This window comes from Halobacillus sp. Marseille-Q1614 (assembly GCF_902809865.1).
GTDB lineage: Bacteria > Bacillota > Bacilli > Bacillales > Halobacillaceae > Halobacillus_A.
Genome location: NZ_CADDWH010000001.1, coordinates 126,713 through 142,412, shown reverse-complemented (window position 1 = coordinate 142,412; position 15,700 = coordinate 126,713). Strand labels below are relative to the sequence as shown.

Here is a 15,700-nt window from a genome sequence, read left to right as displayed (position 1 = left end):
CCTCAAATCATTGATGAACTTTTCTTTCGATAACGGCCCGGTGACAGTCCTTCGATCCGCTTAAATACTTTACAGAAATAACTGGGTTCTCCATAACCCACCATCTCACTTACCTGGCTGACAGAAGCTGAGCTGGATGCGAGAATATGCTTTGCCTTCTCTATTCTCACTTGATTCAAATAATCACTAAACCCGATATGAAGATGAGAACTAAAATAACTGGATAAATAAGAAGGATTAAAGTGAAAATGTTCAGCTAAAGTGGTTAAAGATAGAGGTTCTGTATAGTGATCTTCGATGTATTGCAGCAAATGCTGGATATTAGGAGAATCATTCTTATTATCATGTACCTTGATTATTTTTTGAACAGATTCCAGAAAATCTTTAAATCGGCTGACTGCCTGTCCAGCCTCCTGGGCTTCATTTATATCCGTAAAATATTCATATTTTGCTGTCTCCAAATCTTCTACATCATATTTCATATTGCCCAGCAGAACGATCACATTAAAAATGATATTTTCCAGCCACGATTTAAATTCAAATATATCTTTCGTATAGTTGTGAGTTAATAATTCGATATGCTCCTCTAAAGAATGAATGGCAACATCGAACTTTTTCTGCTTAAAAATTTCAATAAACTGACTTAAATTAAAAGGTTTGTATTCGATGACCTCAGGTAAAGAATCATAGAACAATACAGGTTCTTCTGTCAGATAAAATAGGTAATCTATCATCTTTAAGAGATTATTTTCGTACACGCTTTTTATCTCATCAATGGTTTGAAACGGAACGCTCATCACCATAGAAGTGCTTGACTGGCGATACTGCTCATTTAATTGAGCAAGGCTTTGTTTAATGGAAGGAAGCTGATCGGCTTCAAAATTATAAAGCACCACTTCGGTACCGCTTACATTTAAAGGAATTAGCCAGGATTTAAATGACCCAAACTGCTGGCTTAATTGTTCAGAGACTGCAGCGTAGGTTAAGGCTTCTCTCTTTTTATGAAAAAGGGCGGCCAGACAGTATTGCTCATAGGGCAATCCTTCCATAAGCCTCTCTTCTTCACTTGTTAAAGCATAACCGTGTACACACTTTTGTAAAACTTCCTCGATGGCAACTTCACTAGGCTTCCTTTTATCAGATAGGGAAGGAGCCGGAACGATCTTCCGCAAGGTTTTAATTAATTCTTCCCCATTTAGTTGAGGCTTAAGAATATAGTCCGCGACACCGCTTTGAAACGTAGATCGAACGTAATCAAAATTCTCAAAACTGCTTAATACGATTATTTCAATACTTGGATACTTCTTTTTTACCTGTTTTACTAATTCGATTCCATCCACATCAGGCATCACAACATCCGTCATAATAATATGCGGCTGCAGTTCCTCAATTAATTGCAGTGCTTCTCTCCCATTGGAAGCTTCCCCGACGATTTGAAAACCTTCCTCTTCCCAATTAATATAATTGATAATCCCCTGTCTGATCAGCATTTCATCATCGACCACTAAAACCCCGTACAGACTACTCACAACAATCTCCCCCTTTAGAAATCGTATAGCCTTTTGATAAACTGCCGGCATCCAGCATAGTAACTTGGCGTACTTAGTTCGTAAACGGGCATAATAACATCTCTATTTTTGTTACAAATCATCTCGAGTTTCTAATCATTTTAATATAAAACCTATAGTAAAAATACTAATTTTTATTTATATTCTGTTTTTGATCCATCCAGGTTTTTCAAATGCTTTATTTTTAATTATTCCAAAGGGCTTTGTTTTGCTCAACCTTAGTTCAAAAAAACCATCCCTTATAGCGGAATGGTTTAATAATATTTCTATATAATTTTTAAAGGTGACTAGGCTTTAATCGGCCATTAAACGCTCTGCTTCCACTCTTTTTTAAGAAGACTGTAAAGAACCGTATCGAGATAATGATCGTAGAGAAACTCGTCTTCCCTTACAACCCCTTCTTTCTTCATCCCGATTCGCTCAGGAATGCTTCGGCTCTTGTAATTTTCTACGCCGCAGTGGATTTCCACACGGTTTAGATCGTATTCTGAAAAAGCGCAATCGATTAAAGCGTTGACCGTTTTCGTCATAATGCCATGCCCCTGGTAATTCTCAGCCAGCCAATAGCCGATGCTCGTTTTTCGATTGGACCAGTCGATTCCATGAAATCCGACCATGCCGGCTAGTTTTCCATTGTAGAGAATGCCCGCTTGAAAGCCATCATTGGAAGCGAACTGTTTTAACCACATTTCGATGATAGGTTCATAGTCTGTTTCCTGATTCATGTTGTCAACCCATGGCAGCCACTCTCTTAAGTATGTACGGTACTGGTCGACCAAAGTAAACAGCTCTTTCGCGTCTTTCTTTTCCAGCAGCTTTAAGGAAATCTCCTGATCTACTTTTAATGTGAACATGGGAACACTCCTCTCTTAAACGTGGTTTATTGCTGAGCAAATTCCTTTTTAATTCAGTAAAGCCTGATAAAAAAGGTTACGGCTGGTCCGATTACTAAGAAACCGAATAACAAAGCAATGATCTTCATAGCGGGTGAAAGCCCTTTTGTTTTTTCTAGTTTATCAAGTCGTTCATTCATCTTTTTTAGCTCTTCTAGGATTTCTCTATTTAATTCCTCGGACACCTTGATCCTCCTAAGCTTTTTATGGCAATTAAGGTAAAAACGCTGAGTCTCCTAATGGGGAGGTAAACTCGGTTCTATCAAAAATATGCACCTTTTCTTCGCCCCCGCTAATTTCAGCAGTTTTTCCGCCATCAGAATACAGTTTGGCAATGTTTTTATAATGACTATCTATTTACTACGTTCGACCTTCCTACTGGTTTCACCTTCCCATACTTATTCGACAAAAAAGCACCCTCCCCATCTGGGAACAGTGCTTAAACATCAATGAATCGTCTGTCTCTATAAAAGTCTTACATAGGAGTCATAATGTCTTCGAACTTTCCACGAGGAGCTATGTTTTTTGTTAGTGTTTAATATTTTTGCCAAAAGCTCTGCGGAACGGACATCGTAAAGGACCTTATCTTTATTTTTTAAAGTATCCTTTAAAGTTACAGTACTGCCATTTGATTCCCTCACAATTACATAGATCGTTACCCACTCCTAATATGATACTAATGTTCATTATAATATACTTTTATAAAATTACATATATTTTCAATAAAATCCATGAAAAAACATTTTCCGACATATCAGTTACTTTCCTTCCACTCTCTTCGTAGAATTCCCATTTTCACAACGTCATAATACTCTCTGTTACGGGCTTCTTTTATTCCAGCCTCTTCCTTCATCCCTATTTATTCTTCGACTTCACGAGTTTCCTGATCAAGTGAACATGCCTAATCTATGTAAGTTCGCTACGTCAAAAAGGTAATCAATCCCTCCCACGAGATTCTTCTTTTGTCTTTTTCTCTTCTGAACTATAGGGACCGTTTTTCCATTTCTTTGGCTCCTGCTCTTCTTCTTCAAGGACCCAATTATATAGTTCATCTATATCTTGTTCAGATGCTTCTGTTAAGACCATTCTATCACCGGTAATTTCGACCAAATTTATAAACCCTCTCTATAGTTTTAGAAAATTGTTAACTTGCTGCATATGGTGTAAATCGTGTTCTGCGAGCCCTTTAAGATATTGATAAAGGGTTACTTCCTTATCACCAATCCTGAATGGCCGATCCCATAAACCGCTTTCAATATTTTCTAAGCTTTTTATTAAACGGTTCTGATTTCCACAAATCTATCGATAGTAATAAGTTGATCACTCCTTCTTCCTTCCATGGCGGCTTTTTCATTCAAGGCCTGCGCCTCTGGAGCTTTTGGCAGGGGACGATCCGTAAAAAGATAAGGAATCCGATCTTTTAGTATAAATTCATCCCAGGGAATGAAATGACTGATGATCTCAGCACTACACCACTTATTTTCTTGTATCGGATGGAACCATTCTTCTTTTGAGATATCTCTCAGCGACTGAACCCATTGAATCATATCTACATGGTGATTAATTATTTTTTCTTTTACTTCGTTTATAGGAACCACTTCTTTCTTTAGTTACTTTGATTAATTTAACATGCCAAACCTGCTATCGTTTGAATGAATAAGTTTGTTCTACTCTCATAGTAAACTAGAATTCAATTTTCACCAATCTTGTAAGATTAAGTTTTCTAGTAAGAAGCTGTGGTTAAAAATCACTTTCTACTGATCCTTCTTTTAATATTCAGCTAATAAACATTATAAAAAGACATCATTTAAGAATGACGTCTTTTAACCTGCTTCTACCGTATAGGAGTGATCATTGGATGCTTATTCGTCTTTAAGAAGCGGGGCGATTATATCTATACGATTCGTCCATACCACACCATTATATTCTTCAGGGAGTCGTTCCAAATCTTCTCTGTGATCAAACCCTTCTGACCAGGATCCGTCCCCGGCTACCAGAATGACCCGGGTATCTACTCGATTCATCCGCTCTACGAACTTTCCGGGCCACCCCCACATCCACGGAGCAAACTTTTCAGGCAGATGGATCTGAGTATCCTGGCATTCAGAAGGAACGGTGCCTGTCCATCCTGCAGCTGCATAATTCAGCAGGCAGCTCTTTAAAATTTGCTTTGACATGACTCGAAGATCCGGGAGATGCTCTCTTAATGTTTGAACCGGCTGATCGCCTCCGTATACAGAAATACGCTGCAGTCGATCCTCAGGCTGTTCTTTTAGATAGCCGGCTAATACTTTCCCTTCTTTTGTATCATCGCTTTTGATATGAAGGAGAAATTCTTTTTCAGGGAAATGGTTGAGCACTTCATCAAGGGATGGCATAAAACCAACCCCTTTTCCGCGAAAAGGATACGTCTTCCCATTATCTGCTGTGTAACCATAGCCTATATCGAGCTGCTTTAACTCCTCCATCGTGTACTCTCTAGTTACTCCTGTTCCATCAGTTCGACAGTTCAGTGTCCAATCATGAAAGACGGCGAATTTCCCATCTGTAGTCGGGTGAATATCAAGCTCCACAATATCCGCTCCCGCTTCAAAAGCTGCTTCCATAGATGGAATCGTATTCTCCAGGTATGGATGTTCAGGTTCATGAATTCTTTCAGCCGTACACGTATCCCCTATAATTCCTTCCATAGGAAATGTCTGCCCCATCCCTCTATGGGCTAACAGCAGCGGCTCCTCTTCTTGGCTTTCCACAAAAAGATTACTGTTATTTAAGAACATAAACATAAAAAGTCCTAATAGCAGCAATCCAGCTGCTTTTAGTAGTTTTTTAAACTTCATAATTCCTCTGCCTTTCATACTCGTCTTGCTGGGTGACTAGTGTTGTATTAGACTAAACGTTGACTATCGCAATCATACATAGGGACTAATCAGCTTATACTTACAGGGGAAGCAATATTTCTATTAATCTTTTAACTTTATTCACTTAAAGAAAGAATGAAAGCACTGTTCAGGGAACGGCGGATATTAAAAAAGGGGGGAAATGATGTTCAATAATTGGAGAAATACGTTGTATTTTTTGCTTCTGGGAATCATTGCCTTTTTTACAGGGGAGATTGTAACGTTTATTATGTTAGGGTTTATATTAATTAGCTTAACTAATATCCACACAACACTCCAGAGGATTTATCTTCAAAATCAAAAAAACAGTTCGTCAACAAATGATAACTATTAATGATTTTTAAAAAACCGGCCATTCTTTCCTATTAATAAATGGCCGGTTTGCTTGTCTTATAGTCCCATAATGTTGTAACCGGAGTCTACATATACAATTTCACCTGTAACTCCGCGGGAAAGATTGCTGAGCATGGCTAGTGTCATGTCACCGACTTCTTCCTGGGTTACGTTTCTCTTAAGTGGTGAATTCTCTTCGATCTGATGAAGAACCTTGTTGAAGGATGGAATTCCTTTAGCTGCAAGCGTACGAATCGCGCCAGCCGAAATTGCATTTACACGGATGTTGTCTTCGCCTAAATCATTGGCTAAGTATTTAACAGAAGCCTCAAGGGATGCTTTTGCTACACCCATCACATCATATCCAGAAACTACTCGTTCAGCTCCAAGATAAGACATAGCAATGATAGATCCGCCTTCCTTCATAAGCGGCTTCGCTTCTTTAGCGACAGCGATCAGCGAGTACGCACTTGTGTCCTGCGCAAAGGCGAATCCATCTCTAGACGTATTCACAAAACCGCCTTTTAAGTCTTCCTGATGGGCGAAAGCAATTGAATGAACGACTCCGTGGATAGTCTGCACTTCATCTTTAATTTTTGAAAAAGCTCCTTTAATGCTTTCGTCACTGTTCACATCACATTCAACAACAAGTTTAGCATCAATGCCCGTTTCTTTTAAAAGCTTTTCCAATTTTCCAAAGGAACGTTCTTTACGATATGTGAAAATGAGATTCGCTCCAGCTTTGTGAAGAGATTTTGCTACTCCCCACGCGAGGCTTCGCTGGTTGGCTACGCCCATAATTACGATATTTTTATCTTTTACTTGAAGTAAGTCTTCCATGATTGTCCTCCTAAAAATATTCCTTTTTCCTTGTAACAGCTAATATTAAGACCTCATGCTATTTTAAATGATTTCGCACCTAAATGCCAAGTGCACAAGAAAGGAAGTTGTTTAGGAAGGACATTTCTTTCTTATGACAGGGTATTAATTTGCCAAAGGACGCCGAATTTATCAGTGACTTGTCCGTAAGCAGAACTCCAGAACGTCTGCTGCAGCTCCATATTAACTGTGCCGCCTTCTTTTAGTTTGTCAAAAACTTCTTTCGTTTTTTCATGATCGTTTGTTTGAATCGCAATACTAACTTGTGAACCTAATTGGTAAGGCTGGCCTGGAAATGTATCTGAAAGCATGAGATCTGAACCTCCCACTTTCAGTTGAGCATTCATTACACGGTCCTTTATTTCCTCGGGAAGCGGATTTTCCGGATCTGAAGGCATTTCTCCAAAGGTTTGCACACTCAATACTTCTGCATCTAAGGCTTCTTTATAAAATTTCAAAGCTTCCTGGCCTCTACCATCTAAAACTAAGTATGGGTGAATCCCTGCTATCATTGATACTCCTCCTTTTACAGAACAAACGTTCCCTTATATTATATTCCTTCCCCTCAGTAATTGCAAGAATATTCTGATTGGTTTTTTAGACAGTTACCCAATTTAAAGCAGGCATTCACCTAATCCCTTCATTTATCTATCCTATAGTATCGGCCAGGAGGGATAAGATGAAGTTATACAGTTCATTGGATGAAGATATTAAGCAGCTGAGCGGATGGAAGATGGACGCTTTAAAAAAGTTCAGCCGCAAGATGATGGATAAAAAGCACAAATTCCCGTGCATCCCCGCAACTCAGGCTCATGCTCTAAATCACTTAAGGTATGGTTTTGTTGGCAGCTTTTTAAATAACAGCACGTCAAAAGATGTGGCTCAACTGTTAAAAGCCTTTACTCAAAACTCAAGAGATTACGGAAGCTACGCGACCTTAATCGTCTTTTTTGATACGCCAAAAGTTATAAAAGAAACCTGCTCAGTAGAGGACTTTGAGACAGCTTTCTGGAGTCAGATAAGGCAGTTAACCGAGCATGATGAAATGAATTGGCCCGCCCACATTCCGATCGATCCTTATAACAATGGATGGGAGTTTTGCTTTCACGGGGAGCCATATTTTATGTACTGCGCTACTCCCAGCCACGAACGAAGAGACAGCCGCTCCTTCCCCTACTTTATGATGGCGATTACGCCGCGATGGGTGCTGCGGGAATTTTATTCAAATGAAAAACATGCTGGCAAAATTAAAAATAAAATACGAGAACGGATGATCGAATATGACTGCGCAGACCCTCACCCAGATTTAAAAAAATACGGAGATGATGACAACTATGAATGGCGCCAGTATTTCCTGCGTGATGATGATACTGCGATTTCCCACTGTCCATTTCATCAGATGCTGAACGAGCGACTGAAAAAGTAGGCATTCTTCTTTTTCAGTCTGCATGTACGAATTTAGCCGTTAAGATCGCCGGTCAAGTTCCCACATCAAGCTCAAAAAAGCTCCTTCGTCATAAACCTACTGTTCGGATCCTCTTTGTAATCCGAAAAAGGCGTACAATACTCAAATCCGAAGCTCTCATATAGTTTTCTCGCAGGTTGGAAAGCTTCCATCGAGCCTGTTTCCAGGCTGATCCGCTTGTATTCACGCTGTTTAGCGACATGAATAATATGCTGAAGAAGCTTCCGGCCGATTCCTTTTCTTAAATGGGACGAGGAAGTACGCATTGACTTTATTTCTCCATGCTTGGAATTAAGCTCTTTCATCGCAATAAAGCCAACCAGCTCCCCCTCTTCCCATGCGCTCCAAAAGGTAATTTCCGGCTTTCGTAATCCTTTAGTATCCAAGGCATGCTTACTTTCTGGAGGGGAATGGCTCCGCATACTTTCGAGATGCTCCTTCAACAGTTCCGCTACTTCAGATCCAGTTAAATCGTCTACAACAATGTTCAATATAAAAACCTCTCTCGATTTATTTCATTTATAATGGAGCCAAGACTCGTTTAAACTTACCAAAACCATCGCTTGTTTTTGGGCTCACTTCCTCCTTTTTTATAAAATTAAATTCTACAAGACTGGCCGGATTTCCTCTCAAACTGGAAAACCAATAATAGGCAGGCAAATAACAAAGGCGCTGGATGTCGCTCTTTTAAACATATATATCCACAGCTTGGAATTTTATAATTTCCTAGACAATAAAAAAAAGCGCCCCTCTTTGGGGACACCTTGTGGATAGCCGTTTTGCGAGTGGATGTGCTATTTTCGCGCGTATTTCTAAAATTTCGAGAGTAACAGCGCCGCCCTCCGCTCCTATGCTCCTTTTTTATAGGCATAAAAATTGAAGCTTGAGTATTGTTTAAGGTCCTTCCACTTCTGGTCAAAAACGTGATGCCATTCCCGAGCCATTTTTTTGTCGCGTATTATCAGGACGACTTCATCATTTCTCTGTTCAGCGGAATGCGTCCAATTGTAGGAGCCTGCTGAAACGACCTGCTTATCTGAGATCATGAATTTTAGATGCATGTTCCCATCATAATTGTTTACTTTTACAGGAACGCCACAATCGATGAGTTTTTTCATATTGGCTCTTTGCATTTCTTCGACTGATTTTTTTCGATCCGAAATGACCCGCACTCTGACGCCTCTTTCTGTCGCCTGGCACAAATGGCTGACGAAGTCCTGCTCGGTCAATAAAAAGATGGCTACGTCGAGCGTTTCGTTAGTATCATCAATGATTTTGAAAAGTTCATTTTTTATGGAGTGACTTGTTCTTGAAAAGTGATAGCTGAGAGTTGGAGATTTTTTTGCTTTTCTTTTATAAAAAAAACAAGCTGCTGACACCGCTGCAATCGTTACACCCGCACTTATGATAATTTCCATAGAATGCTCCCTAAGCTTGTGACTTATGAGAGGGATCAACCTCTCCTCATTATACTAATCTATGAAGATCGGCAGGCAATCATGAATTCGTATAAATCATTACAAAGTGAAGAACCGCTGGAACTGAGCCTGGATTGATGTACCCGTGTTCCTGGTCTGCATTAAATTGAATCGAATCATACTTGTCCAGTTCATATACTTCCCGTTGAACTCTAACGTTTACACGGCCTTCCATTACCGTTACATATTCGATGACGCCGTCCTGATGGGCATCAGCTTTATATTCGCTGTTTGGTTTTAAAAAAGCCCGATGTGTTTCCAGCGAGCCATACCCTGAAGTAGAAAACATCGGCTCCAGGGCAAGGGATTTATCCGTGCTCATAATTTTGTTTCCTTCATTCTTCCTAGAGATCTGCACTTCTCTTTTTTCTACAAGTAAAGAGGAAATCGGGATGTTTAATCCATTAGCGATTTTCCAAATAATCGTCAGTGACGGATTTGCTTCGCCTCTTTCAATTTTTCCAAGCGTCAGTTTACTAACCTCTGTTAATTCAGTAAGCTGCTGCAGACTGATCCCTCTTTCATTTCGAATCCTTCTGAGAGTTAAACCCACCTGTTTTGAAAGTAATTCAGGGGATTCCCAAGTGCTTTTTTTATCCATATTTAAAAACCTCACTATAAAAATGTAGTTTTAAACGGTATATTATAATATACTTAAAAATAAATATAATATACATTTGTTATAAGAAAGGAGCTGCTTCATGAAAGAGCTGTCTCTTGGAATTTTATCTTCCATGTTCTTTGCTGTTACTTTTATTTTGAATCGTTCGATGGAAATATCAGGAGGAAGCTGGATGTGGAGCTCTTCGTTGAGATTCCTTTTTATGGTTCCTTTTTTACTATTGATTGTACTCGTTAGGAAGAAATTAAAACAGGTATTTATTGAAATAAAAAATAATCCTGCCCCTTGGCTCTTATGGAGTTTTGTCGGCTTTGTTCTGTTTTATGCTCCTCTTACCTATGCGGCTGCCTATGGACCAGGCTGGCTGGTGGCCGGAACGTGGCAGTTCACGATTGTGGGAGGACTATTACTCGCTCCCTTGTTTACTCACACCGTCGTTAGATCAAAAGGCCCTGTTCAGCAAAGGCATCGTATTGAGACCCGGGCATTAGCCATCTCTTCTATTATTTTACTAGGTGTCCTCTTAATCCAACAACAAAAAGCGAGCGAATTATCTTTGCTTGAAATAACATTCGGGATCTTACCTGTCATTATTGCAGCATTTGCTTATCCTCTTGGAAATCGTAAAATGATGGAATTATGCGACGGCAGGCTTGATACCTTCCAGCGAGTATTAGGGATGACTCTCGCCAGCCTGCCTTTCTGGCTGATTATTAGCAGTATTGCTTTTGTTACAAACGGACCGCCAAGTGCCAGTCAAATGACTCAATCATTGGTCGTTGCTCTATGTTCTGGTGTTATCGCAACAACCATATTTTTTATTGCCACAAACAGCGTGAGAAACCATCAAGGAAAACTCGCAGCTGTTGAAGCTACGCAGTCTACTCAAATACTCTTTGTTATCGCTGGGGAAGTGCTGCTTTTAAAAAGTCCGCTGCCAACCAATATAGCTTCTATTGGTGTCCTTTTTATTATTATTGGAATCATCATTCATACAGTGAATATGAAAAAAATGAATGCCAAGGCTCTTCCGAGTACTTCAGCGGCTGTCATTAAGAATGGATGATATTTAAAAAGCGTGCCGCTGTAATCACACGGCAAGTTTTTTTCGTTTTGCAAAAACATGGTATTCGGTGAAGTCTGACACAACAATCTTTTTTATTTTTAAAGGAATTAAATGGAGGTTTGATTCGTTCTTATTTAGGTAAAAGTCATTTCACAGGAGACAAAAACTGACAATCATTTTTCATTAAAAGGAGAAATACCATGCTGACGAAACAAAGTCCTTACCTTCTTACTAAAGAAGAGATCGAACAAGGCGACAATCTGCCACAATGGCTGAAAGAAGAGTTTAAGACATTCAGCAAGATAGTAACCGATAAAACTTTTCCATGTTTCTTTGGCAGAACCGGCCACCTGAGGGGTGAGCTGCGGTACGCCTATATTGAGCACGATAATTGGGATCATCTCCCTGATGCTGTCGAGAGTTTCTTACAGCTTTTTGAGGATCCAGATGCGAAACGACACGGGTTATTTATCTTTGTAGAGCCTGAAGAGGAAGAGCAGTGTTTAGAATTTTATCGTTCACAGTTCTGGGACATCCTTCAGTATCTGCATGGGAATGATCGGTTCCCTTGGCCCAAAAAGGCTCCAAGAGATCCAGATCATTTTCTGTGGGACTTTCACTTTGCGGGTGAACCGATTTTCGCATTTGGGAATGCGCCTGCCTATAAGCAGCGGAAGACGCGGAATCTCGGCAACAGCTTGATCTTAGGATTCCAGCCCCGTAAGATTTTCCAAGGACTTGAAGGCACCGAAAAAGGCGGCATCATGTCCCGTGAAAAGGTTCGTGAACGTGTAGAAAAATGGGATGGGCTGCCGAAGCACCCAGATATCAGCCACTTCGGAGACCCGGATCATAACGAATGGAAGCAGTCGTTTATTGGAGATGACATTAAGCCGATTGAAGGAAAATGTCCATTCCATCATAAAGGTTAAGTAAAGAGGACAATCACACATTGTCCTCTTTTTCTTATCCTAAATATTTTACTTGAAGTTCTTTTTCAACTATACCCTCGTCCATATAAACTTTATACGCTTTCGCCTCAGGCCTTGAGCTTACTATATTGGATAGTTTGTCCTCTTTATAATGGAGAGCTGCTCCATCAGCGACAGCAAGTCCAGGTTTTATATCACCAGATTTGATCAGCTTTGTATATGCAGGCCGCCTCTCTGCTTCACCATCATAATGGGGGCAGTTGCTGCCTTTTAGAAAACCTAAGCATGTTAAAGGCTCGAGGTAATCCCCATAGGAATCGGTCAGACCCTCTTCAAACCAGCAAATCGAGCCTGCGCTTATGCCGGCTAAGATGATCCCTTGCTGCCAGGCTTTTTTCAATATATAATCTAATCCCCATTCCTTCCACAAAGCTAATAAATTCTTTGTATTTCCACCGCCTACATAGATGATGTCCTTTTCTAGAATAAAGCTTTCGAAGTCACGGGTTGGCGGCTTAAATAAGGATAAATGGGAAGTTTCACATTCTTGTTTTTCAAAAAAATTATAGAATCTTTTGATGAAATCTGGAGAGTCTCCGCTCGCAGTTGGAATAAAGCATATCTTTGGTTTAGGGTTGGTCGACTGATTCAATATATATTGATCCAGCAATGGATTCTCTGGTTCCATTAAGAACCCTCCGCCTCCAAGAGCGATAATTTGCCTCATGGACTTTCTTCCCTTCTAATTGTATCTTCCTCTCTCGTAACGATTGTGCCATAAGAAGTTTTATTATAACCCTTTGACTTCGTTCCCTCTGCCTAATAATCCCATTGTTCCTTATCCTCATTCCTGTTAATATTATCTCTATTGTAAAATATAGAGTTACATCTAGAAAGGACATAATTATGAAAAAGAAAATACCATTTTCAACGTATGCCATCATTGGCACCATGCTGTTCGGGCTGTTTTTCGGTGCCGGGAACTTAATCTTTCCTATTCAGCTTGGACAGATGGCTGGAACAAACTTCTGGCCGGCTTTAACCGGCTTTCTGGTAACAGCCGTTGGACTGCCGCTTATGGGGATTCTGGCGATCGCCTTATCAGGAAGCAGCGGACTGCGTGATTTAGCGGGTCGTGTTCATCCTCTATTTGGACTGACATTTGCTGTGGCCCTCTACTTAACGATCGGACCGTTTTTCGCAATTCCGCGTACAGCGACAGTACCGTTTGAGGTCGGATTTCAGCCGTTTTTGGCTTCTGACCATATCGCGTTATGGCTGGGGATTTTTACTTTTATTTATTTTGCGATCGTCTATTATTTTTCACTGAACTCTGCCAAAATTATGGACTACATCGGAAAGTACTTAACACCGACATTTTTAGGATTCTTATTTATTTTAGTTATTGTAACGCTTGTCCAGCCGATGGGCAGCTTTAGTGAACCAGTCGGCGAGTACGCACAGCTCGCCTTTATGACAGGATTTACAGAGGGCTACAACACGATGGATGCTCTAGGATCGCTCGCTTTAGGGATTGTCGTAATTCAGGCGATCAAAAGCCAGGGCATTACGGATACGAAGGAAATTGCAAAGGCCACGTGGAAATCAGGTATTTTTGCATTGGGACTGATGATGCTGATTTACGGTCTGATCACCTATATGGGAGCCTCAAGTGTTGCGGCTATTGGAAGCTATACTAACGGCGGTCTGATTTTCGCAGGGGTTGCTCAGCATTATTTTGGTGCTTTTGGCGCGATATTGCTTGCGATTATTATCGTACTCGCTTGTTTAAAAACCAGCATTGGGCTGATTATGGCATGCAGTGAGTTTTTCCATAGTATTCTTCCAAAAGTAAGCTATCGGACGTTTGTGCTCCTCTTATGCCTTGTCTCGTTTGCGGTTGCTAACTTCGGCTTAAACAATATCATTCAATTTGCTGTACCAGTATTAATGTTTCAATATCCACTGGCTATTGTTCTTATTGTCTTAGGCCTCACTTCTTCGCTATTTTCGCATAAGCGAAGCGTGTACGCTGTGTCCATGTTTTTAACGTTATTCGTCAGTATCGTCGATGGCTACAGCGCCTTAGCCGAAAGCCTTCCGGGCGTGACGGTTGCATCCATTGAGTCTGTAAGAGAGTTTTATGTTCATTATTTACCTTTTTATGACATTGGACTTGGCTGGATATTACCAGCTTTAGCGGGAGGCGTGATCGGCTGCTTCTGGCCGGCACGAGATCGTTCCAATCCTCAATACGTGACAGCAGAAAATGAAGTTTAACAAATAAAATCCCCATACTAGGTGGTGACCCCTAAAAGTTAAAGTAAAAAAACTAACTTTTGGGGTGCAGTACCTATTTATGGGGATTTCTTATGTTTATCACTTACCTCAGCACTGCGCGATTCTGGCGGTATTCTTTTCTCGAAGGTGCTGTTTCATAGAGCCTTTTTTCATGTTCTTCCTTATGGCAGGTCTCCTGGCTCAGGTTCATCAACATACTGCCCTTCTCATTTATTGAACAATGGTTCTTCTATATGTCCTCCCCTTTACAGTGGCAGGACCACGCTGGATTTTCACCAAACTTCCCTTTTTTCAGCTTCTGTATGAAGCCACCATAGGCGTATTCAGTTGAATTCCATTTCTCTTAAATAATAGATTCAGCTGTCAATTCTATACTTAGCCTCTTCTGCCTTAGATAAAAACGGACGATCGTTGTTCCAGCTTACTTGAACCGGCAGTCCGAAAAACTCGGTAAGCGTCTCGCTGTTCATCATCTCGTTCGTATCTCCCGAATGAAAAACTTGTCCTTCTTTCAGCAGTAAGGTTTTATGGAAAACCGGCAGGATCTCCTCTACATGATGAGTAACGAAGATCATCGTCGGGGCGTCCGGCTTTTGTGCCAGGGCTTCGATGGATTCAAGCAATTTTTCACGGGCAATAAAATCAAGGCCGTTTGTCGGCTCATCAAGGATCAGCAGGGAAGGCTCAGCCATTAAGGCCCGGGCGATCAGCACACGCTGCCTTTCTCCTTGTGATAAGGTTTCATAATTTCGGTTGGCATATTCGATGCAGCCAAGGTCCTCAAGCAGGGAAATGGCTTGCTCCCTCATTGCCTCGGTAGGCTTTTCATAAAGGCCGATCGAAGCAAAAGCGCCGCTTAGAACGACTTCAAAGGCATTATCGCCACGGTGGATCTTCTGCTGAATCGCTGACGAAACAAAGCCGATCTGCTGGCGGAGTCGTTCAGCCAGATACGTCTTTCCAAACTGCATATTTAACACGTTGATTTCTCCCTTGGTCGGGAAGGTATAGGCATTGAGCAGATTTAAGATAAGCGTTTTTCCAGATCCATTTAAACCGAGCAGTACCCAGTGCTCTCCTTTTTCAATCTGCCAGTTGATATCGTTTAGTATCCACCTGTCCCCGCGTCTTAATGAGACGTTTTCCATTTTTAACACCATAGGCACGGCTCTCCTCTCTCATTTTTCCAAATGTCATATTAATTTCTATTTATCATAACATGGACTTCTTTTTCTTAAGATTACGGTACTCCTTACAAGCGAA

Annotated in this window: 17 protein-coding genes and 1 riboswitch; of the genes, 4 read left to right on the top strand and 13 right to left on the bottom strand. The window is 40.7% G+C overall.

Features of this window, described 5'->3' with window-relative positions; translation table 11 throughout:
• Positions 1 to 2: 2 nt before the first annotated feature.
• The 8 genes from HUS26_RS00740 to HUS26_RS00705 form a co-directional block, all read right to left on the bottom strand.
• A complete protein-coding gene (locus HUS26_RS00740) occupies positions 3 to 1,529 on the bottom strand; it encodes a response regulator transcription factor (protein ID WP_173915334.1) in 1,527 nt (508 codons plus the stop codon).
• A 344-nt stretch (positions 1,530 to 1,873) separates the two neighbouring features.
• Positions 1,874 to 2,422 carry a GNAT family N-acetyltransferase gene (locus tag HUS26_RS00735; RefSeq protein WP_173915333.1) on the bottom strand — a complete coding sequence of 183 codons (549 nt, stop codon included), beginning with the start codon at positions 2,420 to 2,422 and terminating at the stop codon, positions 1,874 to 1,876.
• Positions 2,423 to 2,475: 53 nt separating this feature from the next.
• A complete protein-coding gene (locus HUS26_RS00730) occupies positions 2,476 to 2,646 on the bottom strand; it encodes a hypothetical protein (RefSeq protein ID WP_173915332.1) in 171 nt (56 codons plus the stop codon).
• 751 nt (positions 2,647 to 3,397) lie between these two features.
• Positions 3,398 to 3,571, bottom strand: a complete 174-nt coding sequence (locus HUS26_RS20190) for a hypothetical protein (protein WP_371809522.1) — start codon at positions 3,569 to 3,571, stop codon at positions 3,398 to 3,400.
• A 164-nt stretch (positions 3,572 to 3,735) separates the two neighbouring features.
• Complete coding sequence (locus HUS26_RS00720; RefSeq protein WP_173915331.1) at positions 3,736 to 4,059, bottom strand: hypothetical protein; 324 nt, start codon at positions 4,057 to 4,059, stop codon at positions 3,736 to 3,738.
• A gap of 264 nt (positions 4,060 to 4,323) precedes the next feature.
• Positions 4,324 to 5,304, bottom strand: coding sequence for a glycerophosphodiester phosphodiesterase family protein (locus tag HUS26_RS00715; RefSeq protein WP_371809611.1), 981 nt, complete (start codon positions 5,302 to 5,304; stop codon positions 4,324 to 4,326).
• 447 nt (positions 5,305 to 5,751) lie between these two features.
• Complete coding sequence (gene fabI / locus HUS26_RS00710; RefSeq protein ID WP_173915329.1) at positions 5,752 to 6,534, bottom strand: enoyl-ACP reductase FabI; 783 nt, start codon at positions 6,532 to 6,534, stop codon at positions 5,752 to 5,754.
• A 131-nt stretch (positions 6,535 to 6,665) separates the two neighbouring features.
• Positions 6,666 to 7,085, bottom strand: a complete 420-nt coding sequence (locus HUS26_RS00705; protein WP_173915328.1) for a VOC family protein — start codon at positions 7,083 to 7,085, stop codon at positions 6,666 to 6,668.
• A 167-nt stretch (positions 7,086 to 7,252) separates the two neighbouring features.
• On the opposite strand from HUS26_RS00705, the gene HUS26_RS00700 reads away from it, so the two are divergent.
• Positions 7,253 to 7,999 carry a YqcI/YcgG family protein gene (locus HUS26_RS00700; RefSeq protein WP_173915327.1) on the top strand — a complete coding sequence of 249 codons (747 nt, stop codon included), beginning with the start codon at positions 7,253 to 7,255 and terminating at the stop codon, positions 7,997 to 7,999.
• A 71-nt stretch (positions 8,000 to 8,070) separates the two neighbouring features.
• Here HUS26_RS00700 and HUS26_RS00695 read toward each other — a convergent pair whose 3' ends face one another.
• The 3 genes from HUS26_RS00695 to HUS26_RS00685 all read right to left on the bottom strand — a co-directional run bounded on the left by HUS26_RS00695 (position 8,071) and on the right by HUS26_RS00685 (position 10,117).
• Entirely contained in the window at positions 8,071 to 8,529 is a 459-nt protein-coding gene (locus HUS26_RS00695; protein ID WP_173915326.1) for a GNAT family N-acetyltransferase, read from the bottom strand.
• Positions 8,530 to 8,886: 357 nt separating this feature from the next.
• The gene (locus HUS26_RS00690) at positions 8,887 to 9,456 is read right to left on the bottom strand and encodes a phospholipase D-like domain-containing protein (protein ID WP_173915325.1); all 570 of its coding nucleotides are present in this window, start codon (positions 9,454 to 9,456) and stop codon (positions 8,887 to 8,889) included.
• A gap of 79 nt (positions 9,457 to 9,535) precedes the next feature.
• Complete coding sequence (locus HUS26_RS00685) at positions 9,536 to 10,117, bottom strand: helix-turn-helix domain-containing protein (protein WP_173915324.1); 582 nt, start codon at positions 10,115 to 10,117, stop codon at positions 9,536 to 9,538.
• Positions 10,118 to 10,217: 100 nt separating this feature from the next.
• Between HUS26_RS00685 and HUS26_RS00680 the strand changes: the two genes are divergently transcribed.
• Entirely contained in the window at positions 10,218 to 11,204 is a 987-nt protein-coding gene (locus HUS26_RS00680) for a multidrug resistance efflux transporter family protein (RefSeq protein ID WP_173915323.1), read from the top strand.
• Positions 11,205 to 11,404: 200 nt separating this feature from the next.
• Positions 11,405 to 12,136, top strand: a complete 732-nt coding sequence (locus tag HUS26_RS00675; protein WP_173915322.1) for a YqcI/YcgG family protein — start codon at positions 11,405 to 11,407, stop codon at positions 12,134 to 12,136.
• 34 nt (positions 12,137 to 12,170) lie between these two features.
• Here the strand turns inward: HUS26_RS00675 and HUS26_RS00670 are convergent, their stop codons facing one another.
• Positions 12,171 to 12,863, bottom strand: a complete 693-nt coding sequence (locus tag HUS26_RS00670; protein ID WP_173915321.1) for a peptidase E — start codon at positions 12,861 to 12,863, stop codon at positions 12,171 to 12,173.
• 179 nt (positions 12,864 to 13,042) lie between these two features.
• Here HUS26_RS00670 and brnQ point away from each other — a divergent pair, with 179 nt between their 5' ends.
• Positions 13,043 to 14,416: a branched-chain amino acid transport system II carrier protein gene (brnQ, locus tag HUS26_RS00665; protein ID WP_173915320.1), complete on the top strand. Its 1,374-nt coding sequence runs from the start codon at positions 13,043 to 13,045 to the stop codon at positions 14,414 to 14,416.
• Between the two features lie 168 nt (positions 14,417 to 14,584).
• Positions 14,585 to 14,768: riboswitch (cobalamin riboswitch) on the bottom strand.
• Positions 14,769 to 14,793: 25 nt separating this feature from the next.
• On the opposite strand, the gene HUS26_RS00660 is transcribed toward brnQ, so the two are convergent.
• Positions 14,794 to 15,597, bottom strand: coding sequence for an ABC transporter ATP-binding protein (locus HUS26_RS00660; protein WP_173915319.1), 804 nt, complete (start codon positions 15,595 to 15,597; stop codon positions 14,794 to 14,796).
• Positions 15,598 to 15,700 lie beyond the last annotated feature (103 nt).